At 43.9% G+C, this 25,357-nt stretch carries 28 protein-coding genes; 23 read left to right on the top strand and 5 right to left on the bottom strand.

Going from position 1 to position 25,357, the window contains the following annotated elements:
- The first annotated feature begins 6 nt into the window (after positions 1 to 6).
- From AB3329_RS00185 to yidD, 12 genes are all read left to right on the top strand, one after another.
- Positions 7 to 1,674, top strand: a complete 1,668-nt coding sequence (locus AB3329_RS00185) for a zinc ribbon domain-containing protein (protein WP_368393723.1) — start codon at positions 7 to 9, stop codon at positions 1,672 to 1,674.
- A 453-nt stretch (positions 1,675 to 2,127) separates the two neighbouring features.
- Positions 2,128 to 3,372, top strand: a complete 1,245-nt coding sequence (locus tag AB3329_RS00190) for a diaminopimelate decarboxylase (protein WP_368393724.1) — start codon at positions 2,128 to 2,130, stop codon at positions 3,370 to 3,372.
- Between the two features lie 178 nt (positions 3,373 to 3,550).
- Positions 3,551 to 3,793: a YneF family protein gene (locus AB3329_RS00195; RefSeq protein ID WP_067059892.1), complete on the top strand. Its 243-nt coding sequence runs from the start codon at positions 3,551 to 3,553 to the stop codon at positions 3,791 to 3,793.
- 603 nt (positions 3,794 to 4,396) lie between these two features.
- Positions 4,397 to 5,197, top strand: a complete 801-nt coding sequence (gene racE / locus AB3329_RS00200; RefSeq protein ID WP_368393725.1) for a glutamate racemase — start codon at positions 4,397 to 4,399, stop codon at positions 5,195 to 5,197.
- The gene (locus AB3329_RS00205) at positions 5,194 to 6,189 is read left to right on the top strand and encodes a nucleoside-triphosphate diphosphatase (protein ID WP_368393726.1); all 996 of its coding nucleotides are present in this window, start codon (positions 5,194 to 5,196) and stop codon (positions 6,187 to 6,189) included. Before racE ends, AB3329_RS00205 begins: the two co-directional genes overlap by 4 nt.
- On the top strand, positions 6,165 to 6,686 hold the full coding sequence (locus AB3329_RS00210; RefSeq protein ID WP_368393727.1) for a metallophosphoesterase: 522 nt from the start codon (positions 6,165 to 6,167) through the stop codon (positions 6,684 to 6,686). The genes AB3329_RS00205 and AB3329_RS00210 overlap by 25 nt, the downstream gene beginning before the upstream one ends.
- A complete protein-coding gene (cbpB, locus tag AB3329_RS00215; protein ID WP_368393728.1) occupies positions 6,683 to 7,147 on the top strand; it encodes a cyclic-di-AMP-binding protein CbpB in 465 nt (154 codons plus the stop codon). The genes AB3329_RS00210 and cbpB overlap by 4 nt, the downstream gene beginning before the upstream one ends.
- Positions 7,140 to 7,883 (top strand): site-specific tyrosine recombinase XerD, encoded by a 744-nt coding sequence (gene xerD / locus AB3329_RS00220; RefSeq protein WP_368393729.1) that lies wholly within the window; start codon positions 7,140 to 7,142, stop codon positions 7,881 to 7,883. The genes cbpB and xerD overlap by 8 nt, the downstream gene beginning before the upstream one ends.
- Entirely contained in the window at positions 7,883 to 8,587 is a 705-nt protein-coding gene (locus tag AB3329_RS00225) for a segregation/condensation protein A (RefSeq protein ID WP_368393730.1), read from the top strand. Before xerD ends, AB3329_RS00225 begins: the two co-directional genes overlap by 1 nt.
- A 5-nt stretch (positions 8,588 to 8,592) precedes the next feature.
- Positions 8,593 to 9,183 carry an SMC-Scp complex subunit ScpB gene (scpB, locus tag AB3329_RS00230; RefSeq protein WP_368393731.1) on the top strand — a complete coding sequence of 197 codons (591 nt, stop codon included), beginning with the start codon at positions 8,593 to 8,595 and terminating at the stop codon, positions 9,181 to 9,183.
- On the top strand, positions 9,170 to 9,892 hold the full coding sequence (locus tag AB3329_RS00235) for a pseudouridine synthase (RefSeq protein ID WP_368393732.1): 723 nt from the start codon (positions 9,170 to 9,172) through the stop codon (positions 9,890 to 9,892). The genes scpB and AB3329_RS00235 overlap by 14 nt, the downstream gene beginning before the upstream one ends.
- On the top strand, positions 9,892 to 10,146 hold the full coding sequence (gene yidD, locus AB3329_RS00240) for a membrane protein insertion efficiency factor YidD (RefSeq protein ID WP_368393944.1): 255 nt from the start codon (positions 9,892 to 9,894) through the stop codon (positions 10,144 to 10,146). The genes AB3329_RS00235 and yidD overlap by 1 nt, the downstream gene beginning before the upstream one ends.
- A 51-nt stretch (positions 10,147 to 10,197) precedes the next feature.
- Here the strand turns inward: yidD and AB3329_RS00245 are convergent, their stop codons facing one another.
- Together AB3329_RS00245 and trkA are read right to left on the bottom strand one after the other, a co-directional pair.
- Positions 10,198 to 11,637, bottom strand: a complete 1,440-nt coding sequence (locus tag AB3329_RS00245) for a TrkH family potassium uptake protein (RefSeq protein WP_368393733.1) — start codon at positions 11,635 to 11,637, stop codon at positions 10,198 to 10,200.
- Positions 11,638 to 11,641: 4 nt separating this feature from the next.
- Positions 11,642 to 12,991 carry a Trk system potassium transporter TrkA gene (gene trkA, locus AB3329_RS00250; protein ID WP_368393734.1) on the bottom strand — a complete coding sequence of 450 codons (1,350 nt, stop codon included), beginning with the start codon at positions 12,989 to 12,991 and terminating at the stop codon, positions 11,642 to 11,644.
- Positions 12,992 to 13,335: 344 nt separating this feature from the next.
- Here trkA and AB3329_RS00255 point away from each other — a divergent pair, with 344 nt between their 5' ends.
- The 10 genes from AB3329_RS00255 (at position 13,336) to AB3329_RS00300 (ending at position 21,677) form a co-directional block, all read left to right on the top strand.
- Complete coding sequence (locus AB3329_RS00255) at positions 13,336 to 13,884, top strand: tRNA (cytidine(34)-2'-O)-methyltransferase (protein ID WP_368393735.1); 549 nt, start codon at positions 13,336 to 13,338, stop codon at positions 13,882 to 13,884.
- A 224-nt stretch (positions 13,885 to 14,108) separates the two neighbouring features.
- On the top strand, positions 14,109 to 15,524 hold the full coding sequence (locus AB3329_RS00260) for a spherulation-specific family 4 protein (protein WP_368393736.1): 1,416 nt from the start codon (positions 14,109 to 14,111) through the stop codon (positions 15,522 to 15,524).
- 201 nt (positions 15,525 to 15,725) lie between these two features.
- The gene (locus AB3329_RS00265; RefSeq protein WP_368393737.1) at positions 15,726 to 16,193 is read left to right on the top strand and encodes a LytTR family DNA-binding domain-containing protein; all 468 of its coding nucleotides are present in this window, start codon (positions 15,726 to 15,728) and stop codon (positions 16,191 to 16,193) included.
- Entirely contained in the window at positions 16,165 to 16,611 is a 447-nt protein-coding gene (locus tag AB3329_RS00270) for a DUF3021 family protein (protein WP_368393738.1), read from the top strand. Before AB3329_RS00265 ends, AB3329_RS00270 begins: the two co-directional genes overlap by 29 nt.
- Positions 16,611 to 17,459, top strand: a complete 849-nt coding sequence (locus AB3329_RS00275) for an ABC transporter ATP-binding protein (protein WP_368393945.1) — start codon at positions 16,611 to 16,613, stop codon at positions 17,457 to 17,459. Before AB3329_RS00270 ends, AB3329_RS00275 begins: the two co-directional genes overlap by 1 nt.
- On the top strand, positions 17,440 to 18,228 hold the full coding sequence (locus AB3329_RS00280) for an ABC transporter permease subunit (RefSeq protein WP_368393739.1): 789 nt from the start codon (positions 17,440 to 17,442) through the stop codon (positions 18,226 to 18,228). Before AB3329_RS00275 ends, AB3329_RS00280 begins: the two co-directional genes overlap by 20 nt.
- A gap of 379 nt (positions 18,229 to 18,607) precedes the next feature.
- Complete coding sequence (locus AB3329_RS00285; protein ID WP_368393740.1) at positions 18,608 to 18,880, top strand: TIGR04197 family type VII secretion effector; 273 nt, start codon at positions 18,608 to 18,610, stop codon at positions 18,878 to 18,880.
- Positions 18,881 to 18,894: 14 nt separating this feature from the next.
- Positions 18,895 to 19,464 (top strand): hypothetical protein, encoded by a 570-nt coding sequence (locus AB3329_RS00290; protein WP_368393741.1) that lies wholly within the window; start codon positions 18,895 to 18,897, stop codon positions 19,462 to 19,464.
- The gene (locus tag AB3329_RS00295) at positions 19,465 to 21,213 is read left to right on the top strand and encodes a DUF3114 domain-containing protein (protein ID WP_368393742.1); all 1,749 of its coding nucleotides are present in this window, start codon (positions 19,465 to 19,467) and stop codon (positions 21,211 to 21,213) included. It abuts the gene before it with no gap.
- 59 nt (positions 21,214 to 21,272) lie between these two features.
- Positions 21,273 to 21,677 (top strand): hypothetical protein, encoded by a 405-nt coding sequence (locus AB3329_RS00300; RefSeq protein ID WP_368393743.1) that lies wholly within the window; start codon positions 21,273 to 21,275, stop codon positions 21,675 to 21,677.
- A 286-nt stretch (positions 21,678 to 21,963) separates the two neighbouring features.
- Here the strand turns inward: AB3329_RS00300 and AB3329_RS00305 are convergent, their stop codons facing one another.
- From AB3329_RS00305 to AB3329_RS00315, 3 genes are all read right to left on the bottom strand, one after another.
- Complete coding sequence (locus AB3329_RS00305) at positions 21,964 to 22,758, bottom strand: formate/nitrite transporter family protein (RefSeq protein ID WP_368393744.1); 795 nt, start codon at positions 22,756 to 22,758, stop codon at positions 21,964 to 21,966.
- Between the two features lie 280 nt (positions 22,759 to 23,038).
- Complete coding sequence (locus AB3329_RS00310; protein WP_368393745.1) at positions 23,039 to 24,271, bottom strand: NAD(P)H-dependent oxidoreductase; 1,233 nt, start codon at positions 24,269 to 24,271, stop codon at positions 23,039 to 23,041.
- Between the two features lie 15 nt (positions 24,272 to 24,286).
- Positions 24,287 to 24,892 carry an NADPH-dependent FMN reductase gene (locus tag AB3329_RS00315; protein WP_368393746.1) on the bottom strand — a complete coding sequence of 202 codons (606 nt, stop codon included), beginning with the start codon at positions 24,890 to 24,892 and terminating at the stop codon, positions 24,287 to 24,289.
- Positions 24,893 to 24,996: 104 nt separating this feature from the next.
- Here AB3329_RS00315 and AB3329_RS00320 point away from each other — a divergent pair, with 104 nt between their 5' ends.
- Positions 24,997 to 25,356: a YbaN family protein gene (locus tag AB3329_RS00320; RefSeq protein ID WP_368393747.1), complete on the top strand. Its 360-nt coding sequence runs from the start codon at positions 24,997 to 24,999 to the stop codon at positions 25,354 to 25,356.
- The last annotated feature ends 1 nt before the right edge of the window (position 25,357 follow it).

Here is a 25,357-nt window from a genome sequence, read left to right on the forward strand (position 1 = left end):
TGGATTATGGCAAGTCAAGAAAAATGGGTCCGCTTATTTGAACAGGTAATTGGGCGGCAGCCAAGTCCTGAAGAATTTATGAAAGGGAAAGAGACAGGATTCGCTCCGATTCATATTAAAGAAATTGCGGGTCTTCAAGTCTCTGAAAAAATTGGAGCTCCTGAAAATCAAACTAACCCTTCAAAGCAAAAAGCATCGAAAGCTGAAAAATCTGCTGATGAAAGTATTGCTGCAGGAACTCCAAATCAAGGCAAAACTGATATTCAGCAGTGGACAGCAGCATTTGAAACAAAGGTTGGCCGCAAACCGACAAAAGAGGAATTTATGTATGGGAAAAGCCAGAAGTTTGCGCTTCGTTCCGTCAATGAACTGGCCAATGTCATAAACGGTACCCCTGCTCCTCAGAAGAAACCGATGTCCAAGCGTAAGAAATTTCTTGTTGGAGTAGGCTTCCTTATTACACTGTCATTGATCTCTGCTTATGCTTATGGCTTGCATTACTATTCTCGTCCTGAAGTGGCTAAGCGGTATTTAGAAGCTGTCAATAAAGATTTTGATGAGGCTTTGCCATATGAGGTTTGGTCAGATACAGAAAAAGCGATTAAAAAATCCGATCTGGCCTACACGGATAAAAAATCTGTTCAAATTGAAAACGATGAGTCAGCTTTACTAAATGGCAGCGCCATGCGTAAAATTAGACAAAAATATCTTATTTTTCCTAACTGGAAGGTCGTTGTTACTCCAATAACAGCTAAAGTGACTTCTAATACTAAAGGAATGACCTTGTTTGTTAATAACAAGAAGTTTGCCACAACCGACAGCAGCCGTTTTTCAAAAACCTTAACCCGCCTTTATCCGGGGACTTATCAGTTCGAAGCTTCCATTAATTTGGATGGTCAAGAAGTAAAAGTGTCATCAGAAGAAAATTTATCCAGTGATAAAACTGTTACTTTAGATGTTACATATCTCAATTTTACTGTAAAAAGCAATTTATCCGATGGGGATTTATATATTGGCAGTAAGAAAGTTGGTACCCTGTCAGACGGGAAGCTTGAAGTTTCAAATGCCGCTGTTACCAACTCGTCTAAAGTTTATGTCAAAAAGACATTCGGTGACGATTCAAATGTGAAATCTGATACCATTTCTGTTGAAGACATTTATGATGGTGATACTATTACCCTAGATGCTGATGGGATACTGACAAAAACTACAGCTAAAAGTGTCCTTGAAAATGCCTATTATAAGCTGTCAAACTATGCCAGCAGTCATACTGCACCTGATAAGCTGGAGAGTGTTTTTAAAGGGGGCAGTAAAAATTCTATGTACAGCGATGTTGTCAATATGATTGAAACAAATACGACAAATGCTAAAAATCGCAGTGCGAAATCAATTACTTTTTCAGATATAGATGTTACAAAAGTGACTCAGACAGGAGAGAAAACTTACGCTGTAGATTTTACAGTTGTTTATGATTTTTATTATGCCTACGATTCTGAGCATAAAAGTTCAGGCAGCATCATCCAAAAGATGTCCTGGTCAGCAAATGTAGAGTATGACGGCAGCGCAGACAGTAGGATCGATAGCTATTTTTACAATGATTATGCTGATGATTATGTCATTGCTGGAAAGAATGGGGATTCCTCTGTTTTATCTGAAAAAAACACAGTGAATTGATTCATTTCCTAAGGAATTAAAAAAATTAGTCTCTCTAAAAAGACGAGCTATCTTTAACAAGGCTCGTCTTTTTCTCTAGGATAGCATTTAATCTATCCTGCAGTTGCTCAAAAAAGATTATAAGCCTTTGGCTCATTAAGCCTGCAGCCTGATTGATGAGTCTTCTGCAAAAGAACTGTTTTGTCATCTGCCAGTGCTTTGTGCTATAATGGTGCTAATAGTTTAGACTGAACACGGCCTAAACGCTGCGGGAAAAAGCATGGTCAAATATAGAACTGATTTCACAGTTAGGCAGCCGTAAACGTCTGAAGGCTTTGTCGTCCTAACGGCCGACCGCACCCTTCTAGTCGTTCTGGCAGGGGTGCGTCTGCGAAATCAAAGATTTCGGACTTACCGCCTATTTTCCTTTTGCGTTTTTAACGGCCTTTGTATCTTAATTTATCGGAGTTGAGAATGAAAATCCCTTTTATCAGTCAAGAAGAGTTAAGTAAGATTGCTGCCGAATTTCCAACCCCCTTTCATCTTTATGATGAAAAGGGAATCCGTGAAAAAGCGCGTGCTTTGAATCAGGCTTTTTCCTGGAATAAAGGCTTTAAAGAGTATTTTGCAGTCAAAGCAACCCCCAATCCGACAATTTTGAAGATTTTGCAGGAAGAAAACTGCGGTGTAGACTGCGCAACAGAAGTTGAGCTGCTGATGAGCCATAAGTTGGGATTTACTGATATCATGTTTTCTTCCAATAATACGCCGGCAGAAGAATACCGCTACGCGCGTCAGATTGGGGCTATTATCAATTTGGATGCTTATGAAGACATCGCTTTTCTAAAAGAAAATGCGGGGCTTCCTGAAACAATCTCTCTGCGCTACAATCCGGGAGGTGTCTTTGCTTTAGGAACTGACATTATGGATCATCCGGAGGAATCGAAGTTTGGTATGACTAAGACGCAGCTAATGCAGGGCTTTAAAGAATTAAAAGCTGCAGGGGTCAAGGAATTCGGGCTGCATGCATTTTTAGCTTCCAATACAGTCACTAATGACTACTATCCGACTTTAGCAGGGGAGCTGTTTGAATTAGCAGTCGAAGTAAAAGAAGAAACAGGTGTTGAGCTCAGTTTTATCAATCTTTCAGGCGGTGTAGGCGTCAATTATTTACCCGAGCAAGAGGCCAATGACATTGCTCTGATTGGTCAAAAAGTGCATCAGGTCTTTGATGAGGTCTTACAACCCGCTGGTTTGGGTCAGATTAAAATTTTCACAGAGCTTGGACGTTTTATGCTGGCACCGCACGGTCTGTTAGTAACTAGGGTACATCACCGTAAAAAAACATACCGTGACTACGTAGGAGTAGATGCTTCGGCTGTCAATCTGCTGCGTCCGGCTATGTATGGTTCTTATCACCATATTACCAATATGACCAATCCTCAAGGAGAACCGGAAATTGTTGATGTCGTTGGGTCGCTTTGCGAAAACAATGATAAATTTGCCGCAGGACGTGAACTCCCTCATGTTCGTGTAGGAGACTTGCTGGTTATTCATGATACCGGTGCTCATGGTTTTTCAATGGGCTACCAGTATAACGGCCGTCTGCGGTCAGCTGAGATTCTTTATCAGACGAACGGTCAGGCCAAGATGATCCGCCGGGCTGAAAAACCAGAAGATTACTTTGCCACACTTTACGGCTTTAATTTCGAAAAATAGCAGAAACAGCTGGTCGCCAGTCTTTAGGGCTGCCGGCTGGTCTTTTATTGTTTCAGAATTTTATCTTATCTGTGCCGATCCAAGACTGGTTTTTCTGCTGGGGATAAGGGACAATTATTTGTAAAGCACTTTCATTTCTGCTATAATATAGAATGTAAAAAATGTAGGAGAGAACAGTATGACGACTTTTGTTTGGATTTTATTGATTATTATTGCTCTGGGAGCCGGCTTAGTTGGCGGCGTTTTTATTGCACGGAAACAAATCGAGAAAGAAATCGGCGAACATCCTCGTCTGACCCCGGATGCTATTCGTGAAATGATGAGTCAGATGGGACAAAAACCAAATGAAGCCAAGATTCAGCAAACCTACCGCAATATTATTAAGCAGTCAAAGGCAGCTCAGGCAAAAGGCAAAAAATAATTTTTACTGAGCTGATAGGAATCCGGAGCGACAGTTTTAGGCAGGTTAGTCTGACTCAAGCTAAGGAAACTTGGCTGTTTTATCACACTTTAAGCCTTGGAAGCAGCCGCTATGCTGTGGGTAAAAATGGTTTTTATAAAAATAACAGGACCGTTATTTTTATAGCTTTAGTTGCACAGCCCTGTCAGTTATCAAAGTTAAGGGAAAAGGTCCGCTGGGCCTTTTTGATTTTTGTTTTGACCTTTTAACGGGCTTTGTATCTTGTGAATTGAACACGGGCTAAACTCTGTGCAAAAAAGATATGCTAAGTTTAGAATTGATTTCAAGTTAGCTAGCCGTAGCCGTCTGAAGGCTTTGTCGCCTTGGCGGCCGACCGCACCCTTCTAGTCGTCTTGGCAGAGGTGCGCCTACGAAATCAAAGATTTCTGGCTTACCGTCATTTTTGCTGTGAGCTTTTAACGCCCTTTGTATCTTGTTGAATTGAACACGGGCTAAAATCCTAGTGAAAAAGATGGCTGTCAGCGTGATGCCAGCATCACTTGCTATCCCCTATTTTCATACGGATTTTTAAACGCCCTTTGTATCTTGTGTAGGGATTGGATTATGGATAATAGACCGATTGGTTTTTTGGATTCTGGTGTTGGGGGGCTGACTGTTGTTCGTGAGCTGATGCGGCAGCTTCCTCATGAAGAGATTGTTTATATCGGTGATTCGGCCCGTACGCCTTACGGCCCGCGCCCAGCTGAGCAGATTCGTCAGTACACATGGGAATTGGTTCGGTTTCTTTTGACCAAAAATGTTAAAATGATTGTTTTTGCCTGCAATACGGCTACGGCAGTGGCTTGGGAAGAAGTGAAAGAGAAACTTGACATTCCGGTCTTAGGTGTTATATTGCCGGGATCCAGTGCTGCTATTAAATCGACAGTTAAAGGAAAAATCGGGGTTATTGGGACAGCAATGACCGTTCAGTCAGATATTTATAAGCAGAAAATTCATTTACTGGCACCGCAAATGGAAGTTACAAGCCTTGCCTGTCCTAAATTTGTTTCGATAGTAGAATCCAATGAGATTTCTTCCAGTGTAGCTAAGAAGATTGTCTATGACAGTTTGGCTCCTCTGGTTGGCAGAGTTGATACTCTGGTTTTAGGCTGTACCCATTATCCGCTTTTGCGTCCCCTGATTCAGAATGCTATGGGGGAAAAGGTCAAGCTGATTGACAGCGGAGCAGAATGTGTCCGTGATATCTCAGTTCTTTTGAATTATTTTCAAATTAACCGCCGCCGCGAGCTGACCGATCAAAAAGGGTCGCATCGTTTTTATACAACGGCTAGCAGCATCGGTTTTAAGACAATTGCTGATAACTGGCTGGATCAAAAAATAAGGGTGGAGCATGTCACATTATGAGTAAGAGAATTTATGAATACAAAGATGATAACGATTGGTTTGTAGGCCGCTGGACAGGGTCGTTCTGTTTTGACGGTTTTGTCCCTTTAGATAATGATATTCTGGAGCTGCAGGGCAGTTTAACCAGGCTTATTTCACCTGATCAGGCAGGCCCTGTCTCTAGTGCCGGCAATATTCTGCTGCTGCGCTTCAGCTCTGTTTTTCGCTTGCTGCTTTTTATTGCTGATATGATTAATCAAGAGCTGGGCCGTCATTTAGAGGTTCGGCAGCATCGAGGGGCAGTTCTGCTGATTGAGCAGGATCGGCTGCTTCTGATTCATCTGCCCCAGCCCGGTCTGCCTCTCTCTGCTTTTTCAGAGGGCGGACTTCCAGCTTCCTTTGGAGATACCATCCTTATTGCGACACGAAATAATGGTAAAACCAAGGAATTTTCGGGAATTTTTGCTAAACTAGGACTTAAGGTGGAAAATTTAAACGATTATCCTGATTTGCCTGATGTTGCTGAAACGGGGACAAGTTTTGCTGAAAATGCCCTTTTAAAGGCAGAAACAATCGCCAAACTTACTGGGAAAATGGTTTTGGCAGATGATTCCGGCTTAAAAGTAGATGTGCTGGGCGGTCTGCCCGGTGTTTGGTCAGCTCGTTTTTCCGGCCCAGATGCTGATGATGCTTCCAACAATGCCAAGCTGCTGCATGAGCTGGCGATGGTTTTTGACATCAAAGACCGTTCTGCGCAGTTTCACACCACTTTGGCTGTAGCAGCACCAGAGAAAGAGAGTTTGGTAGTAGAAGCGGACTGGCCGGGCTATATTGCTTTGCAGCCCAAAGGGGAAAACGGTTTTGGCTATGATCCTTTGTTCTTAGTTGGTGAGACAGGACGGACAGCTGCAGAGTTGACACCTGCCGAAAAAAATCAGCTGTCTCATCGGGCTTTGGCCGTTAAAAAGCTAATGGAGGTGTTTCCAGAATGGCAAGCAAAACATTCATTGTAATGAGCGATTCTCACGGTGACCGTGAGATTGTTAAAAATATTAAGGATCGCTATCTAGGGAAAGTCACTGCGATTTTTCACAATGGAGATTCTGAACTGCCAAGTTCAGATACAATTTGGGATGATATTTATGTTGTCGCTGGGAACTGCGACTACGACAGCGGCTATCCCAACAGCCTGCTCATCCCTTTCCCAGGGGTGACGGTTGCTCAAACGCACGGGCATCTCTACCATATTAACTTCACTTGGGATAATCTCATCCGCTTCGCACAGGAAGGAGAGGCCGATATTTGTTTATACGGTCACTTGCACCGTCCTGCTGCCTGGCAGGAGCAAGGCATCCTATTTCTTAATCCCGGCAGTGTTTTGCAGCCGAGAGGAGAAATCAATGAACGGCTCTATGCCAAGCTGGATGTTGATGATGATAAGGTGAACGTCAGTTACTATACGCGTGAGCATCAGCTCTACCCAGCACTTTCAAAGGAATTTATACGATGATTGCTAAGGAATTTGAAGACTTTTTACTCAGCCAGCTGGACAGCTACTTAATTCCGGCAGATGAATTAGCCATCTTTATTGATACGCATAATGCTGACCATGTGATGCTTCTGCTGGTTAATAACGGCTATTCCCGTGTTCCTGTCATTACCAAGGATAAAAACTATGTCGGTACGATTAGTATTGCGGATATTATGGCCTATCAGTCTAAAGAGAAGCTGACAGCAGCGGAGCTGGCACAGACAGATATCGCTCCCATGGTTAATACTCAGATTGATTCGATAAAAGATCATTCTGATTTAACTGAAATTATGCATAAATTGATCGACAACCCATTTTTGCCTGTTATTGCGGATTCAGGGATTTTTGCCGGCATTATTACACGCAAATCTATCTTAAAGGCTGTTAACAGCCTTTTGCATAATTTTACGGATTTTTACACAATTGCAGCCCATGAATGATTTAATTGCAGCTTTTATAGACAGCAAAGCTCTTTCTTTAAACTCGCAAAAATCTTATTATTATGACCTGCAGCAGTTCAGTCAGACAGTGGGCAGCCGTATAAACAAGGAACGGCTCGCCTTGTATGAGCAGTCTTTGGCGCCTTTAGCCGTCTCAGCCAAAAAACGAAAGATTTCTGCAGTGAATCAGTTTTTGTATTTTCTTTACCTTAAACAGGAGCTTGATAGCTTTTACCGGCTGCAGGTAAAGGATCGCCTGCCGGTAAAAGCCGCAGTGCAGCCCTTAATCGATTCTGCTGTTTTTTATCAAAAAAGCGCTAATAGCTGCGGACAGCTGATCGCCTTATTGATTATCGAAACTGGTTTGCTGCCGAGTGAGATTCAAACGCTCAAAGTCACAGATGTGGACTTGACTTTTAAGATACTGCGTCTGACTAAGGCCGGTTTTACTCGTGTGATTGAGCTGCCTGATTGTCTCCTGCCCTACCTGAGTTCCTTTCTTTCTGATGATAAAACCTTTCTTTTTGAACACCGCGGCTCGTTTTACTCGCGCCAATGGTTTTTTAAGCAGCTGAAAGCTTACTTGGCTGAAATTGGTCAATCAGGCTTAACAGCACAAATCTTGCGGGAACAGTTCATTCTTTCACAGAAAACCAGCGGGAAAACACCGGCTCAGCTTAGCCGCAGCTTAGGTCTTAAAAGCCCGCTGACTTTGGAAAAATACTATAAAGACTAATGGATATAAAATTAAAAGATTTCGAAGGCCCCTTGGATTTGCTGCTGCATTTGGTTTCTAAATATGAGGTGGATATTTATGATGTGCCGATTGTTGAAGTGATTGAGCAGTACTTGGCCTATATTGCTACCCTGCAGGCTATGAGGCTGGAAGTAGCCGGAGATTATATGGTGATGGCCAGCCAGCTGATGTTGATTAAGAGCCGTAAGCTCCTGCCAAAAGTTGCTGAAACAGCTGTTGAAGAAGATGACCCGGAGTTGGAGCTTCTCAGTCAGATTGAGGAGTATCGGCGTTTCAAAGTTTTGAGCGATGAGCTGGCTGCTCAGCATGACAAACGCGCCGTTTATTATTCCAAGCCCAAAGAAGAACTGATTGTTGAAGACGCCGTCTTAAGACAAGATAAATCTGTCATGGACCTGTTTCTGGCTTTTTCAAAAGTAATTTCTGCCAAACAGGAAGAGGTTAAAAACAGTCATACGGTCATTGAAAAAGATGACTATCGGATCGAAGACATGATGGCTCTGCTAAACAGCCGTTTGGAGAGTGAACCTTCTGTCGTTTTAACCGGCGTTTTTGCAGGCTGTCAAAATCTGCAGGAAGCCATCACACTGTTTCTGGCCGCGTTGGAATTAATCAAACGTCAGCAGGTCAGTGTTGAACAGGAAGATAACTTTGGCCGGATTATTTTACGAAAAGGAGCCTGAAAAAGATGTCTTATTTGTCTCAAATTGAGGCTTTGCTGTTTGTTGCAGGCGAAGACGGGCTAAGTCTGAGGGATTTGGCTCTTATGCTTGATTTAACACCTACTGCCTTGCAGCAGCAGCTGGAAAAATTAGAGCAGAGGTACCAAGAAGACGACGATAGCTGCCTCTGTCTAAAAGAAACAGCCAACACCTATAAGCTGGTTACCAAAGCAGCCTATGCTGATTTATTGAGAAGATATGCTAAGGCTCCGATAAATCAAAGCCTGTCTCGGGCCAGTCTGGAAGTCTTGTCCATTATCGCTTATAAGCAGCCTGTGACCCGTATCGAAATCGATGATATCCGCGGGGTCAATTCCAGCGGAGCGCTGAACAAGCTTCAGGCCTTTGGCTTAATTCGGGAGGCTGGGAAAAAAGAGGTTATCGGCCGTCCCAATCTTTATGCCACAACAGATTACTTTTTGGATTATATGGGCATTAATCATTTAGACCAACTGCCTGATATTTCCGGCATAGAAATTAAGGAAGAAGAAACGGCTCTGTTTATGCCGGCTGATTCGATGACAGAAACAAAAGGACAAAATCATGAGAATAAATAAATATATTGCCCATGCCGGTCTGGCAAGCCGAAGAAAAGCTGAGGAGCTGATAAAACAAGGAGTGGTTACTCTGAATGGACAGGTTGTGACAGAACTGGCCACACTGGTCAAATCCGGAGACCGTGTCGCTGTAAAGGGAGAACCTATCTATAATGAGGAAAAAGTCTATTATCTCCTCAATAAACCGCGCGGGACCATTTCCAGCGTTTCCGATGAGAAAGGGCGAAAAACTGTGGTAGAGCTTTTACCTGAGGTTAAGGAGCGGATTTATCCTGTAGGGCGCTTAGACTGGGACACATCAGGACTGCTCCTTTTGACTAATGATGGTGATTTTACAGATAAGATGATTCACCCGCGCAATAAGATTAATAAGGTTTATTTAGCGCGTTTACAAGGCATAGCAACTAAAGAAAAGCTGCGTCCTTTTACGAAAGGGATGAAGCTTGACGGACAAAAGATCCAGCCTGCTCATTACCGCATTGTTAAAACGGATGCGGAAAAAAATCGTTCAGTAGTGGAGCTGACCATTCATGAAGGGCGGCATCATCAGGTTAAAAAGATGTTTGAAGCGGTTGGGCTTCCGGTTGACAAACTCTCAAGGATACAATTTGGCAGTCTTGATTTAGGGAAATTAAAACCGGGAGAGTTCCGCCGCCTCAGTAAAAAAGAGGTCAGTCAGCTGCATAATTTGGCTGTTAATAGTAAATGATGGTAAAAAAAGCACTTATTAGTTTAGTTCGTCTGTATCAAACCTATCTGTCCCCCCTTTTTCCGCCCTCCTGCCGCTACCAGCCGACTTGCTCAAATTATATGATTGAAGCGATTGAAAAACACGGTCTTAAAGGTGTTCTCATGGGCCTGGCCCGTATTTTACGCTGCCATCCCTTTGTTCGAGGCGGCAAAGATCCGGTTCCGAATCGTTTTAGCCTGAAAAGAAACAGCCCGCAGTCATCAAAAGAATAAGCAAATCCCCATAGGACAGCGTCCTATGGGGATTTTTAAACTTCAAAGCTTTTAGATTTTGGACCAGGTTTTTGGGATAAAGAACAATAGCATAGGGTAAATTTCTAAACGTCCGGCAATCATAGCAAAGGACAGCAGGACTTTGGAGAGGGGGCTGAAGATGGCAAAATTATCAGTTGTTCCCAGCATGGGTCCGATATTGTTCATACATGAAGCGGCGGCACTGAAAACGGTCATAAAGTTATTATTATCCAGTGATAAAAAGAAGACCAGTCCCAGCAGAAAAATAACATAGAGCGTCAGATATTTCAAGACACCGTGCTGGGTCTCCTTATCAATCGTTTCATGATTGATATGCAGCGACATCATGCGATTAGGATAAAGGGTTGACATCACTTGGTTTTTGGTAATTTTAGCCAGAATTAGGGATCTCATAACCTTGAAACCGCCGGCTGTAGAGCCAGCCGATCCCCCGACAAACATGAGCAGCAGCAGAATGACCTGAGAAAAAAGGGGCCAGCCGCTGATATCCGTAATACCATAACCTGTAGTAGTAATCGTTGCTGAAACTTGGAAAAAGACATACTCCAACCCCTGTCTGACATTATCATAAAGACCTAAGACATTGAAGGCAATCAAACCTGCAGCAACTAAGACAATTTTGATATAGGTATGCAGTTCTTCGTCTTTGAAAAAAACTTTGAACTTTCTAAGCAAAAGGAAATAATAAAGGTTAAAGTTAACGCCGAAAGCCAACATTCCTAAGGAAACTAGATTGGTTATTAAAGAGCTGTCATAGTGGGCGATGCTGTCATTGTAGACAGCAAAACCGCCGGTTCCCGCAGTCCCCATAGCTGTAATCAGACTGTCGTAGAAAGGGAGCCCTGCCAGCCACAGAATCAAAGTAAACAGGGCAAACATAGCCAAGTAAATAAAGTAAAGGATTTGGGCAGTGTCTTTCAGTCTGGAAACCATCTTGCCAAAGACCGGTCCCGGAACTTCTGCCCGCATCACCTCAAGATGGCTGTTTTTACTGTTCTCCATAATTGCCAGGGCAAAGACCAGTACTCCCATCCCTCCGATTAGGTGGGCAAAGCTCCGCCAAAACATAAGAGCGGGTGAGAGGGCAGCCGTATCAGCAAGAATGGTCGCTCCGGTTGTGGTGAAACCTGAGCTCGTTTCAAAGAAAGCATCTATAAGATTGGGGATCTGTCCTGTAAAGACAAAAGGGAGAGCTCCGAAAAAGGACCAGAGAACCCAGCACAAGGCAACAATCAGCAGGGCTTCTTTAGTGTATATATGATAGTTTTTCGGTTTGATAAGGACACCTAAGCCGCCCAACAGACAAAGCAGACTCATGGTTGCCAGAATACTGAGAAAAACAGCGCTTTCTTCCCGATAAAGGGCCGCCACAATCAGCGGAACAATCAGCAGGGCAGCTTCCAGCAAGAGTAATTTGGAGAGGAGATAGCGAACCATACTTTTATTCATATATCTACCTCGCTAGTAAATCATAGATGTGGGTGACATTATTTAAAAGGGTAACAACAACAATTTTATCGCCCACCTCAAAAATATCGTCCCCTGTTGGGAAAATCGGCTTGCCCCTGCGGATAATGGCGGCGATTAACACATTCTTTTTCAGCTTGAGGGAAGCCAGTGTTTTACCGGCCATTTTGTTTTTAGCCCGAATTTCAAACTGCAGTGTTTCAATCTGTCCATTGGCAACATGGTGCATAGCATCAAGATTGGAATCCTGAGCATTGACACGTCCTCGGATGAAGTGCATCATACTGTCGACAGCGATGCTTTTAGGTGTGACGATGCTGGAAAACTGGTCTGTATCAATAATTTCTAAGAGACTGGTACGGTTAACCTTGGTAATATTTTTTTGAATGCCTAGTGTTTCTAAAAACATTGAGGCAATAATATTTTCTTCATCAACGCCTGTCAGGGTAGCGACAGCATCAAAGCTGGACACACTTTCTTCCAGCAAAAAACTCTTAACCGTTCCATCTCCCTGTACAACATGCACATCGGGGAATTCTTGGCTGAAAAATTCTGCCCGCTCAGGATTGATTTCAATTAACTTAAGATGGAGTTTCGCATGTTTCAGGATATTGAGCAGGTAATAGGTAATCCGGCCTGCCCCGATAATCATCATATTTTTGATGGTCTTAGACTTTACAAAATTATGAAAGAGAATCATTTCAACCCGATTGCCAGTCACAAAAATTCTATCACCAGTAGCAATCGTGTCTTCTCCGTCCGGGATAATAATTTTGCCATGGCGCTCTATTGCACAGATTACCACATTGCTGAATTTCTGCCGAAACTGACTGAGGCTCATTCGGCATAGCTTGCTGCTGTCAGTGATTTTGAATTCCATCAGCATAACCCGGCCATTGACAAAATGTTCAACTGACAGAGCGTTGGGGAAGTCAATGGAATTGGCAATATAGCGTGCTGTCAGCAGCTCAGGATTGACAACCAAAGAAAAACCGAGAAAGTTCTTCTCTTTAAAATAAGGGTTAGAGTATTCCGGATTGCGAACTCGGACAATGGTATCTTTGGCTCCCATTTTTTTAGCCAGAACAGCGGCAATCATATTCACTTCATCTTTATCAGTGATGGCAATAAAAATATCGCAGTCTTTGACGTCGGCCTGTTCCAGAATTTTGAAATTGGCCCCATTGCCGACAATCCCCATAATGTCATAATGCTTTGTGGCATTTTTGAGGACATGCTCCTTTTCTTCAATTAAGATAACGTCGTGTTTTTCTTCGACAAGCGAACGGCAGAGGGCCATTCCGACCTTTCCTCCGCCAACAACAATTATTCTCATTTTTACCTCCAGTTTATATCCTCTATCATACTCCTTTTTTCTTTAAAATACTACTGATTTCCTCTAAAAAACAATCAAAGCATCTTCTAATTTTTAGAGCCTATTTAGATGAGAAATAAGGGTGTTTCCGAAGGCGAAACGAAGCTGGACAAAAAAATTACTATTTTTGTGTCAAATATGTTGACTTTAGATGTCAAAGTGTTATAATATCATATGAGATTCGTTGGTTTAAATCAAACCTGTTATGATTTAAGGAAACGAATCGCCACAACCACATTGTTTGCTGAGCTTGACTCCGGGCAGTGTGGTTATTTTTATGTTTTGGAAGAAAGTGTGACAGGATAATGAATATAGAAGAATTGAGCCGGCGGCAGCACCGTTCTGACAGTCAAAGAAACCATATTGTTCTTTTTGAACCCCAAATACCGGCTAATACAGGTAATATTGCCCGAACCTGTGCAGCTACAAACAGCCCTCTTCATATTATCCGGCCGATGGGCTTTCCAGTGGATGATAAAAAGATGAAGCGGGCAGGCCTAGATTATTGGGATAAGTTGGATATCACTTTTTACGACAGTTTGGCAGAATTTATGGATAGCTCCCAAGGGACTGTCCATCTCATCAGTAAGTTTGCTGCTAAAACTTATGCGGCGGTCAATTATAGGGACAGCCAGCCGCATTATTTTATCTTCGGCCGCGAAGATAAGGGACTGCCTGAGAGTTTTATGCGGACTCATGCCGAACAGGCTCTGCGTATCCCTATGAATGATGAGCATGTCAGGAGTCTCAATCTGTCCAATGCGGTCTGTATGGTTATTTATGAGGCCTTGCGCCAGCAGGACTTTCCCGGTTTAGAACTTACCCATACCTATGAGCAGGATAAATTAAAGTAAAGGTTTCTATGAATCCGGCCGGACAAATAAAAACAGCTTTTACCTCTAAAATAAAATGTTTGAGAGCCTGAAGGCTCTTTTTTGTAGGCCAGACACTAGGACAGAGTACTTCTTGCCGCACTGTTAAAAGACCTCTTAAAAAGTAATCAAGCCATAATAAAAATGAGAAAGGCTGTTAATGAATATAAGGTAAAATGTATAGAACACTAAAAAAAGGAGGATTTATGAAAGATACAAACCGAAACATTTTAAGTTTCCTTTTGTTGCTTTTTTTGTCGATCCAGCTAGGTTCTGCTGCCTTCCGCGTCAGTGCTGATGAGATAAGTGCCGCAGAAAATCCGGCAGCCCCTTCGGAGGCTGTCCAGACTGGGGCAAGTCAGGCAGAATGGGATAATTTTGCTGCTTCTGCAGACGAGGAGCCTGTTTCAGCTTCTTTAGAGGCAGGAACTGTTCCGCAGCCGGCAGATTTGACAGCTGATCAAACGGTTTCTGAAGGGGCAGGAGCGGAAGTCCTTCCTGCCGTATCAGAGAATGCAGCTTCTGTTCAGGATAATGTGTCCGACCTTGCCGGACAGTCCATTATTCTGCCCGCTTATCGTTATGCCAATCAGGGTGATGATTACTGGACGCGGATAACAGCTGTGGGAGGCAGTCAGATTCCTTATGTGATTATCAATCCGGACAGCGGTCCGGGGACTGCTCCTAATGCTGACTTCAGCCGGCAGATAGCCGACAACAGAAATGCCGGAATTCAGAATATTGCCTATGTCAAGACCGATTATTTCAATCGCAGTTTAGCTGATATTAGGGCTGATGTCGATCGCTATGTTGCCTTTTATGGGACAGACAATATCGCTGGTATTTTCTTCGATGAAGCCGGATCCGGAACCAACCCAAATGACTTGCAGGTGATGGCTGATTTATATACCTATGTCAAAAACACCTACCCCAATATGACCGTCATCGCTAATCCCGGCCGGTCCATCGCAGATGATTTGTCCCCTTATGCTGATATCTGGCTGACCAGTGAAGTCAATGCAGAAGACTATATCAATAATTTTCCGCAGCCTCAGTCAAATTTTGAAAATGATTCTGCCAATGCCAACCGGATTTTCCACCTGATTTATGCAGCGGATCCGGCTCAATATGACACACTTATTGAACTGGCCCGGCAGCGCAATGCCGGCTGGCTGATGATTACGGATGATGTGCAAAGCAACCCCTACGATGAGCTGCCGACAGATTTTGAAAGTCTGATGTCCCGCATTAATGCGCTTGGCAGACCGGCTGACCCTGCTTCTGAGGCTGTTGCTGCCGGTATACAGCCAACTGAAACGACAGCTGAGCCAGTTCTGGCCAATGCTTTGTTTTCAGCAGAGAATGACCCTCTATCGTTAACGATTGAGCCGTCGGACCAGTCAGAGGCAGCCGGAACGTCATCAGACCGGCAGCCGGCTAGTCAGGCTGAGGCTGGCCAGCTGCAGCGTCAGACAGCACTTACAGCTCATGCCAATCAGCAGCATCAGCTCCTGCCGGAGACTGGCCAAGCCTCTGACAGCCTGTATCTGTTTTTATCAGGGATTCTGTCACTGCTTGCATTGGGCTTTGTCTTTTATCGTTTCAAAGGACTTCAAAAATAAGAAAATTCTCTAATATCTGCAGCAGTCCCCTGCCAGTCAGATATTAGGGATTTTTTTGTCCGATCAAGAGAGTTTAGAAGTTCGTCCTGTCCTGTGGACCTAGCTATGCAGCTTAGCAGTGATTTTTGCATCTTGCCTGTTTAGCTATTGTCTTTAAAACTAGGTTTGCTATACTAATGGCTGAAAGGAGGTTCTTTTTCTATGAAAGTCAGCTTAGAAAAAGTTGCTCACGGTGAAACGGAAGTGATTATCCGTTATACAGAAATGACAGACAGCCTGCGGTCGCTTATCAATCTTGTGACCGGTCAGGCTGAAAAAATTTTGGGCCGCAATGAAGAGGGGCAGCGCTTTATTTTAATCTCAGAGATTCTCTATTTTGAGAGCGTAGATGGCCGAGTTTATGCCTATACGGCATCGGATGTGCTGCAGGTTGCACAGACCTTGAAGGAACTGGCTAAAATTTATCCGGAGAGTTTCTTTCGCTGTTCTAAGTCTATGCTGCTTAATATTTTGCGGATTGTTCATTTTAAAAGCCAGGCCTACGGCCGAATTGAGGCGCGTTTGGATAATGGAGAGAAAATCATTATTTCTCGGAAATATGCCGGCGCTTTGCGGCAGATTTTAGCAGAAGGAGTTCAGGATGAAAACGAGATGGCAGAGAATTTTTAGCAAAGAGGTCACAATTGAGTATAAAACGGGAGTTTACAGCATGTGTGCCCTTGTCTTTATCGCCTTTTATGAATGCTGGCAGGCTTCCTATCAAATCAGTATTTTTTATTTATTTGAATTGATTTTTCTGGCTTATTTTCTGGCTTACCTTCAGGTCTATCTTTTTCACAATTTTGATGAGGCAGAAAAATTATCAGGCTGGGGTTTAGCAGGACTTTTAGTCTCCAGCTGCATATATGGGCTTTGCGGACTGCTTTTGGGCTGGTTTGACGGCTCTTGGGCAGTCAGTCTGCTCTTTACGCTTTTTATGGCAGTCTGCTATCTGTCGGTCTTTGCAGCCAATAAAATCAAGCGCCGTATTGACAGCCAGCGCCTTAACCAGCTGTTAGAAAACTATAAGGAAAGGAAACAAAAATGATGGGAAGATTTGCTATTGAGATTCAGGGTCTGCATAAATATTACGGTAAATATAAGGGCGTCAGTGATGTGACACTAAAGGTCAAAAAAGGGGAAATCTTTGGTTTTTTAGGTGCCAACGGTTCTGGAAAGTCAACAACAATCCGCTGTCTCTTGGGCTTAATCCATCCTAATAAAGGACAGATTGAGCTGTTAAACGGCTCTTATCCAACCTTAAAAGCGGCTTTGCAGCATATCGGCTATATGCCATCAGAAAGTATGTTTTACCCCCAAATGCGTGTCAGAGAAGTTATCGATTTTGCTGCTAAATCCCATAAAAAAGACTGCAGTTCCGAAAGCCGCAGGCTGTGTCGAATCTTAGATGTGCCGCTGGACAAAAAAATTGCTGAACTGTCGTTGGGGAATCGTAAAAAAGTCGGTATTGTTTGTGCTCTGCAGCATCAGCCCGAGCTTTTAATTTTGGATGAACCGACTTCGGGTTTGGATCCCTTGATGCAGGAACGGTTTTGGTTGCTGGTTAAAGAGGCCTGTCATGCGGGAGCCAGCTGCTTTTTATCTTCGCATATTTTGGAAGATATTAAAACTTACTGTGATCGTATAGCTATTATTAAGGACGGTGATATTTTAAAAGTGGGGACGCTGTCAGAACTTATAGGCAGTCAGCCAAAAACAATTACTTTTTGGCAGGACGGGCAAATAGAGCACTCCTCTTTTGCCGGTTCAGGCAGGGAACTGCTGGCTTATTTACAGGATTTACAGGCTGACGATTTTCTGGTTGAAGAGCCATCCTTAGCTGACTTATTCAGACATTACTATCAGGAGGAAAAAAATGATTTTATTGAGGCATGAGTGGCGGTCTGCCCGCACAGCAATGCTGGTTTGGGCTGTGAGTATCGGACTGCTTTGTTTTATAACGATTAGCTTGTTTACAAGTATGGAAAACAGTGCTCAGTCGATGGCTGAGTCGCTTGGCAGCATGGGCGGTCTTTCTGCCAGTATGGGGATGGATAAGATGAATATTGCTGATTTTAATGGCTACTATGCCGTAGAAAACGCCTTGATTTTCTCAGTCGGCAGTGCCATGTTTGCTGCTTACTTGGGTATTATCTCGCTGGCTAAAGAAGAAGAAGGGCACACGGCTGAATTTCTTTACACCCTGCCTTATAACAGGAGAACAGTCTGGTTAGCCAAATACCTTAGCATTGTTTGTCTCTTGCTGGCTTTCAACTGTCTTGTCATTTTCTTTGAAGTAGCGGCTGTAAAGCTGGCTGACGTGGATTTGGATTTCAAGGCTTATTGGCTCTATCACATTCGGGCTTTTTTGATGCAAAATGAAGTGGCTGCCTTTTGTCTGCTTCTATCAGCTTTTTACCGAAAAAAACAGGTTGGTCTGGCTCTGGGTTTGGCACTTCTGCTCTATGCTTTAGACATGCTGTGCCGGCTTATCGAAGATGTGGCTTTTCTCAAATATGTAACGCCTTATTATTATGCTAATGCTATCACAGTTTTCAGTCAGGAAAAGCTGAACAGTCTTTACCTGCTTATTGCCGGATGTATCACTGTTTGCAGTTTAGCAGCCAGTTATATCATTTTAAAGAGGCGGGACTTATCAGTTTAGTGTTCCCCAGTTAACCTGCGGCCTGTTTTACTAAGGAGTAGTGAGAGTGGGATAAAAATCGGTAAATCGTCATAAAATGCCGATTTCGATTTTGTTGTCCCACCTCCGCACAGTTGATTAGGGAGGTCGCTATCCCTAGATTGACAAGGGATAAGAACTTCCAATCAACCACTGCGTCAAACGCATCCATTAAAAAAGTAAAAGTTAAAAAGGCAGGAGCTTTTGTCCCAACCTCATCATTTTTAGCTTTCCTTATTATGGCAGCTTGTTATAATAATTTTCTCATTTTTTGTCCTGTGCTCCAGTCTGCCTTCTCCCACTTGATTTTAAAACAAATCTATGCTAGACTAAGCTTAAATTTTACTGAAATGAGGTGCACATGAGTACAACCATTCAAAGCAGTTCCGCCAGCGCCCAAGCGCATGCCAGTGCTTTTCAAACCGCCACCAGTGCTCTGGCAGACACCGGAGCCTCCGATAAGGACGGTCAATCCACTGTCGCAGGCAACAGCCTCGCCCATCAGGCTATGGATCAAATCCTGATGGCAACAGGCGATCTCAGCACGCTTCTGTCAGATCTCTCAGCCAATATCAACAGCGCCGCCGCAGAATTTGAAGCAGCCGATCAGGCAGCCGCCCAGATAATCAGCTAAGAAAGGATAAACCCATGTTTCCCCTTTACAATCAAAGCCCCTATGTTACGCCTAAAAAAGACACCACCAAACGCCCCAGCGCTGCCGAACTTAAGCGCTGGAATGAGATGATGGACAGAGAGCTGGCCGCTCTGGATAAACGGATACGGGAGCGCCATTATACTAAACCGTCCCAAAAAGAGAAAGCCAAGATTCCTTCCGATGCAGACAAGGATCAGGTCCCGCTGACCCCAGCGCAAAAGCAGCTGGCCTGTCAGGAGCGCCTGGCTGAGCTGAAAAAAGAAGAGAACACACTTGAGCGTCAGGAAATGGCTGTTCAGCGCCAAAAGACAGCGCTGGAAAGTCAGGACGACTGGTTTGAGGCTTACAGCAGACAGCTGACTCTCCTGACTGCAGAGCTGGAAGGGGTCTATGCGGTCTTTTCTTATGGCCTGACAGAGGACTGGAGCAGTCAGAAAAGGCGCTTAAGAGAGGCCTTTGAAGAGGACAGGGAGCGTGTGCTGAAAGAGAGGACCCAAACAGAGGAGGCCCTGGAGGCTGTTCAGAAAGAACGCCGCCATATTTTCAGGACCGGGGAGGTTTAAATGAGTATTGACATGTATTTAGGGGCTTCACAGATGCAGGCCGCAAGCACCAGTGCCACAGTTGACCAGGCTATGGCTGGTCTGGATCAGCTGGACAGTGCCATCAGCGGGTTTTTGGAGAGCGGTTCTGACCTGAAAGGCCGGACCTATGATTCCGCCCGCGCCCATGTCCAAGCGGTTATCCAGCCCTTAAAGGAGGGGACCCGCCTTTACTTGGAGGCGGTCAGAGAGAGTGTTCAGCGGCTGCCTGAAGCCTATCAGGAAGAGGTGGGGTCAGAAGATTTGAGGCAGTCAGAACTGGAAGCCCAGATAGCCCAGTGTGATGCTGTCATAAAGACAGGCCAGGGGCTGCTGGCCGATATGCAGGCCCATCCTGTGGGTCAGAGGAGTCAGGAGCGGATTTCTGCTATGAAAGACAGTCTGTCCCTTGTCCAAGGCGCCAGACAGGAGCTGCAGGATAAGCTGGATAAGCTGTTGGCTTTTAATGCGCGGTCGCTGCAGATTTTTGAGGGGTTGTCAGCGCTGGAGAAGGCCTTAGAAACAGGGCGTTCACAGACAAAGGGGGCTTGGCAGGCAGACAGTCAGACTTTTGTGATTCCCAGCGACCTCAGCTGGGCCAGAACCATAGACGACCTTCAGTTTGCCAAGGCCTATCAGGTGAGCCGTCCGGACGGGATGTCCGAGCAGGACTATCAGGTTTACCTGAGCACTCTGCATGATCAGGTCAAGGGTTTTGAGGCAGACGGCTGGACGAAAAAAGCCATACAGGAAGGTTATCTGTCTGCTCTTGCAGTGGGCTATGACAGCAGGCAGGACCTCCCGCTGCTCCAGCAGCTGGCCGCTTTTTATGAAGAGGCCCATATCGTTGGCTCCAGCCTCTTTAACCGTATGATGACGTCTGCTTACAGAAAAGACAAGGACGGTCAGACCAAGACATTAGACATGCTTTACAGGGTTCTGGGAGCAGAGGTTGATGCCAATGGTTTCCTGCAGCTGACCAATATGAAGCTGACGGCTACGGATCAAACAGGGAGCTATAGGTTTACGACAGCGATGGACGAGGCTTTAGTCTTTGATGACAGGTTTTCCGGCCTTGTTCAGGGGGCTTACCCCAAAGGGCTGCCCAGCAAGGCCAAGGCAGGGAGTGCTGACTATGTCCGAGCGCAGCAGACCCACCAGTTCCGCTACTATCTGGATAAGAAAAACAACGATGCCCTGCGGGCCACTTATCCCGATGAGGCCAACGACTTGGAGCGCATCAAGCGTTTCAATGCCGAGCACCCCTATAGCAGCTTTGTGGGAGAGAAGGCCCGCTACCATAATAAATACCAGGGCAGTCCAGAGGATTATCCCCAGCATATTGAGGAGTACGGCGAGAATTACAAGTATGTCAGTTCAGGGAGCGGCTTCCACACCGAGTTTATCATCGATAAGAACGGCAGCTTAGTCAGTCAATGGAACGCTTATGAGTTTGACGAGAACGGAAATGTCAATTCCGACCCCAACAAGGTTTACACGAAAGAAGAGCAGCTGCAGTTAGTGGACGGCAACAGTGTCAATTATGCGGAGAAGGACGGAGGCTACCATACCAAGCTGGATTCCGATCCGGTTTCAGAGTACGACCCTGAGGTTAGAAAGAAAGTGGGGAAAGAGTGGAAGAGTCCAAATCTCAAAAAAGGAGAACTTGATTATTTTGATCGTTCTAAATCTGAAAAAGAAGCAAATGAAAAGTTGAAAGGCGGAATCTAATGCGTCTTAAATTCTGTATTGTAATCACCTTGATTTTTTTCCTAGGAGCATGTGTAAAAATGGATAAAATAAAAGATTTAACAGTATCAAACATCCATGATAAAGTTATTAGAAATAAAACCACTGATGAAACTCTAGTCAGGTTATTCGGAAAGCCAGACAAACAATTTAATGATATAGAAAGTGTATTAAATACATATTATGAAGATAATGAAGCTGAAGGCAGTACAATGGATCTTCTGGATGACTATACAGATTATTTTGATACAGAAAAATATGAAGAAGCGGTCTATGATGGTGATAGATTCGATTGCCTATACGAGTATTCTAGTGAAAAAACAGCAGGAGTGTCTTATATCAGATTTTATATAAAAGATGGTTATATTCGAGACTATTTTTTCGGCGACATCACCGATGAATCCGTTGCTAAAAAAGATAAATATTTGCGTCAGATTTTAGATTAGAGTAAGTGGCTCTGTTGTTTATCTGCAGAGCTCTTTTCTTGCATATTATTGAGATAAGGAAGCCAACGACTTGGAGCGCATCAAGCGTTTCAATGCTGAGAACCATAACGCAAGAGCCAAAAGATTATTTTGATAAAAAATCTTCTGAAATTAAAGTTGATAAACAGCTAAAGTTTAATCATATGTTTAGGAAAGAAATTGGTTAATAGCCCAATAAAAACAACCGCTCGGTATACTTTCCGAGCGGTTGTTGTTTTAACTGACAGAGTTGGGTTACAAGCGGCTGCTATTGTTCAATATGGTTTGTTTTTGTCTGGTTCAGCCAAGCGTAAGCAATACCGATGAAAAGGCCGCCTCCCAGCCAGTTGCCGAAGAAAACAAGAAGCCACTGACGCGCAACATTAAAGAAGGTAAAACTATCGATATGAGCTCTGACCGGATTAAAAGCTGCCAGCATAAATGATGCAAAATTGGCTACTAAGTGTTCATTGATGAGAAAAACAAACATAAAAATGGCAGAAATAGCGATAAAAATTTTAGCGCTTTCCTCTTTTAAGAGCATGTAGCCTAAAATGGCAATATTAACAAACATATTAGCCGTAATGCCTTCAATAAAGTTGCTCCAGTCTGACTTAGCCAGCTTAATATTAACGGCATTAGCAACAAAACTTTTATCGGTCAGATTCATAAATGAAAACGATTGGTTGAAAAGCCAAGCCAGAATAAGAGCACCGACAAGGTTGAAAAAGGTGCAGTAGAGGAGTATCGCAATGGCCTTTTGCCAAGAAATTTGCTTGTAGTAAGCTCCTGCTGTCAAATACATCATATTTGATGTAGCCAGCTCACCGTTAAATATCAAAACATAGACGAGGCCGATAGCAAATATAAAGGTAAAGACAAAGCGTGACAAGGCGGGAAAGCCTGCAGCAATCACATCAGCGCCGATAATACCGACCGCTGTACTCATTGTCAGATAGGCTCCGGCAAAGATGGAACGCAAAGCATATCGAGCCAAACTTTCATCAAACAAGGCCTCTTTTTTGGCGCAGGCTGCGCCGATTTTTTCCTGAAATGGGGTCATAAATCACTCCTTGGTCGTTTTTGCGGGTTATGTTATTATTTATCAGAGATAGAATCCAAAGTCAAAACAGCGGCAGCAGTCTTCTGACGCTCAGAACAAAGGGATTGTTAGCTGCTTTTCCGGCAAAAATACAAGCCGGAATATTGGCTTAACAGCAGATGTTAAAAAACTGAGAAAGCAGCAGCTTTTCTTTTAAGAAAATGGCTTCTTGCTTTCTCAGCCCTGAGAGAACTGGCTTTTAAAGCTTCTAAATTTATAAAACAGCTTCTATTTGGTAAAATCAGTGTGCTGATGCGCCTGAATCGGCATCGGTAGCTGCCCCTGCACTGCCTGCGCTGTCTGAAGCTCCGGATGTGGCATCTGCTGCTCCGTGAGAAGCAGGGGCTGCACTGTGTCCGCCCACTAAACGCTGTCCGGTTTCTTTAAGATACCAATCCAGCCAAGGTTTAAAGTTAAAGACAATTTCATTGATACCAGCATAAGACCCGTCAGGATAATACATAGCCTGATAGTTGTGGGTGTTAATGACACTGTCCGGAGAACCTGGAACAATTGTTCTGACATATTCTTGATTGCCGTTGCGCAGTGTGCCGATAACCCATTCAACATTTTTCATACGAGCTGGCGACAGAGAGCCGTGAACAGTTGACATGCGATTTCCAACCTGCTCAGGAACCCGTTTGGCAAACATGGTTTCCGGATCCTGATGTGCATTATTGTAGTATAGGAATTGATTATTATCATCGGCATAAGTCAGCTCAAAAGGCATGGCATTTAAGAACATATTAAGCTGGTTAACTGTCAGTAAACCTTGGTCGAGTTTAACATAGGTATCTCCTTCGACAGCGTTTACCAGTTTGGAAGCCTTTTCCAGCCATTCCGGATCATCTGGGTCAATTTCTGTAATACTTGTTGCAATAGGTTTTCCGCAGTCTAAATCTTCCGGTTCAATCGGTTTTGGTTTTTTCAATTGCGACACGACTCCCACATATTTTATGAAATTATCCAAGCAGGTTTCAAGGAAAGCAACCGTGCTTTCATTAGTAATATTGCCTTCTTCATCGAAAGCCTCTTTTGCCTTGCCCAGCAGAAACTCATTGCCCGGAAGCGTATAGGCATTGACTCCTGGCGCATCAAGAATCTTGCGCAGGTGAACCTGAGCGCGCGATGTCCCTTGATCGTGGTAGGAAGCTCCGACAATCATAACAGGCTTATTTTCAAAGGGATGCAAGTTAAAGGACAGCCACTCAAGGGTGCTTTTCAAAGCCGGAGTGGTCGTGTGATTATGTTCGGGAGTTGCGATAATAACACCGTCTGCACGGGTAATTTTATTATAGAGATAGCGAACAGCAAAGCTGTCAGACTGATCGTCATCCTGATTAAACATAGGGACATCTTTGATTTCAAGCACTTCCAGTTCAAATTTCAGTTTAAAATGGCGGCGAATGAATTCTAAGAGCATACGGTTATAGGACTGGTCGGCGTTTGAGCCGACAATTCCAACAAATTTCATAATCGTTTTTCCTCCTTATGATAAGCTTTCCCAGTCAAAGTTTTCGGCCTCTTTCCGCAGTAAGGCCTGAGCATTTGACATTTTAGAAATCATCTTGACAAAGATACGGAAATCATCAAAAATAGCATCTAATTTTTGAATGGTTTCCAAATCGATCAGATTGTTGTCTGCATCGAAAGCCTGTAAGGAATGAGAAAGCAAAAACTCATCAGGAAGGACACTGGCTTTTAATTCGGGAGAATTTAGGATTTGCCGGAGCTGAAGCTGTGCGCGGGAAGATCCCAGCGTTCCAAAGGACGCCCCTGTAATCATAACAGGTTTGTTCAGCAGCGGGAAAATGCCGTAAGACAGCCAAGCCAGCGCATTCATCAGAACTGCAGGAACGGAGTGGTCATACTCAGGTGTGCCGATGATGACACCATCTGCCGCTTCAATTTTTGCGGCGATTTCGGTGACACTATCTGGCACTTTTCTGTCAGCGGGTTTATTGAAGACAGGGATATCTTTAATTTCAACCAGTTCAATAGCCGCTTTATCCGCAAAGTGTTTTTGCATATATTGGAGAAGCTGGCGGTTGGTTGAACGGGCTGAATTGGTACCAACAAGTCCAATAAGTTTCATAGGGCAACCTCTTTTCTACTTTTATTTTCTTATAATATGATAACGTTTTCTAAAAATACTGTCAACTCAGTGCTAAAACAAAAAAAACATGGTAGAATAGCTATATGAAAAAAATGCTGCTGATTGCTGCTGGTTATCTGAGCCTTATTTTAGGAGTTATCGGTGTTGTTCTGCCGGTTTTGCCGACTACCCCTTTTCTCCTTTTATCAGGTTATTGTTTTGCCCGCAGTTCCAAAAAATTTGAGTTATGGCTGAAACAGACCAAACTTTATCAGTTCTATGTTGCGGACTATGCTGAAAGCAAAAGCATCGCCAAAGAGCGCAAAAAGAAAATTATCGTTCAAATTTATCTGCTGATGGGTCTGTCAGTCTGGCTGGCCCCAATCATCTGGGTGAAGATAGCTCTGCTGGCTTTGACGGTCTTTATCACCTATTATCTCTTTGGGGTCATTCCTGATAGATAGT

The organism is Streptococcus huangxiaojuni (assembly GCF_040930515.1).
Lineage (GTDB): Bacteria > Bacillota > Bacilli > Lactobacillales > Streptococcaceae > Streptococcus > Streptococcus huangxiaojuni.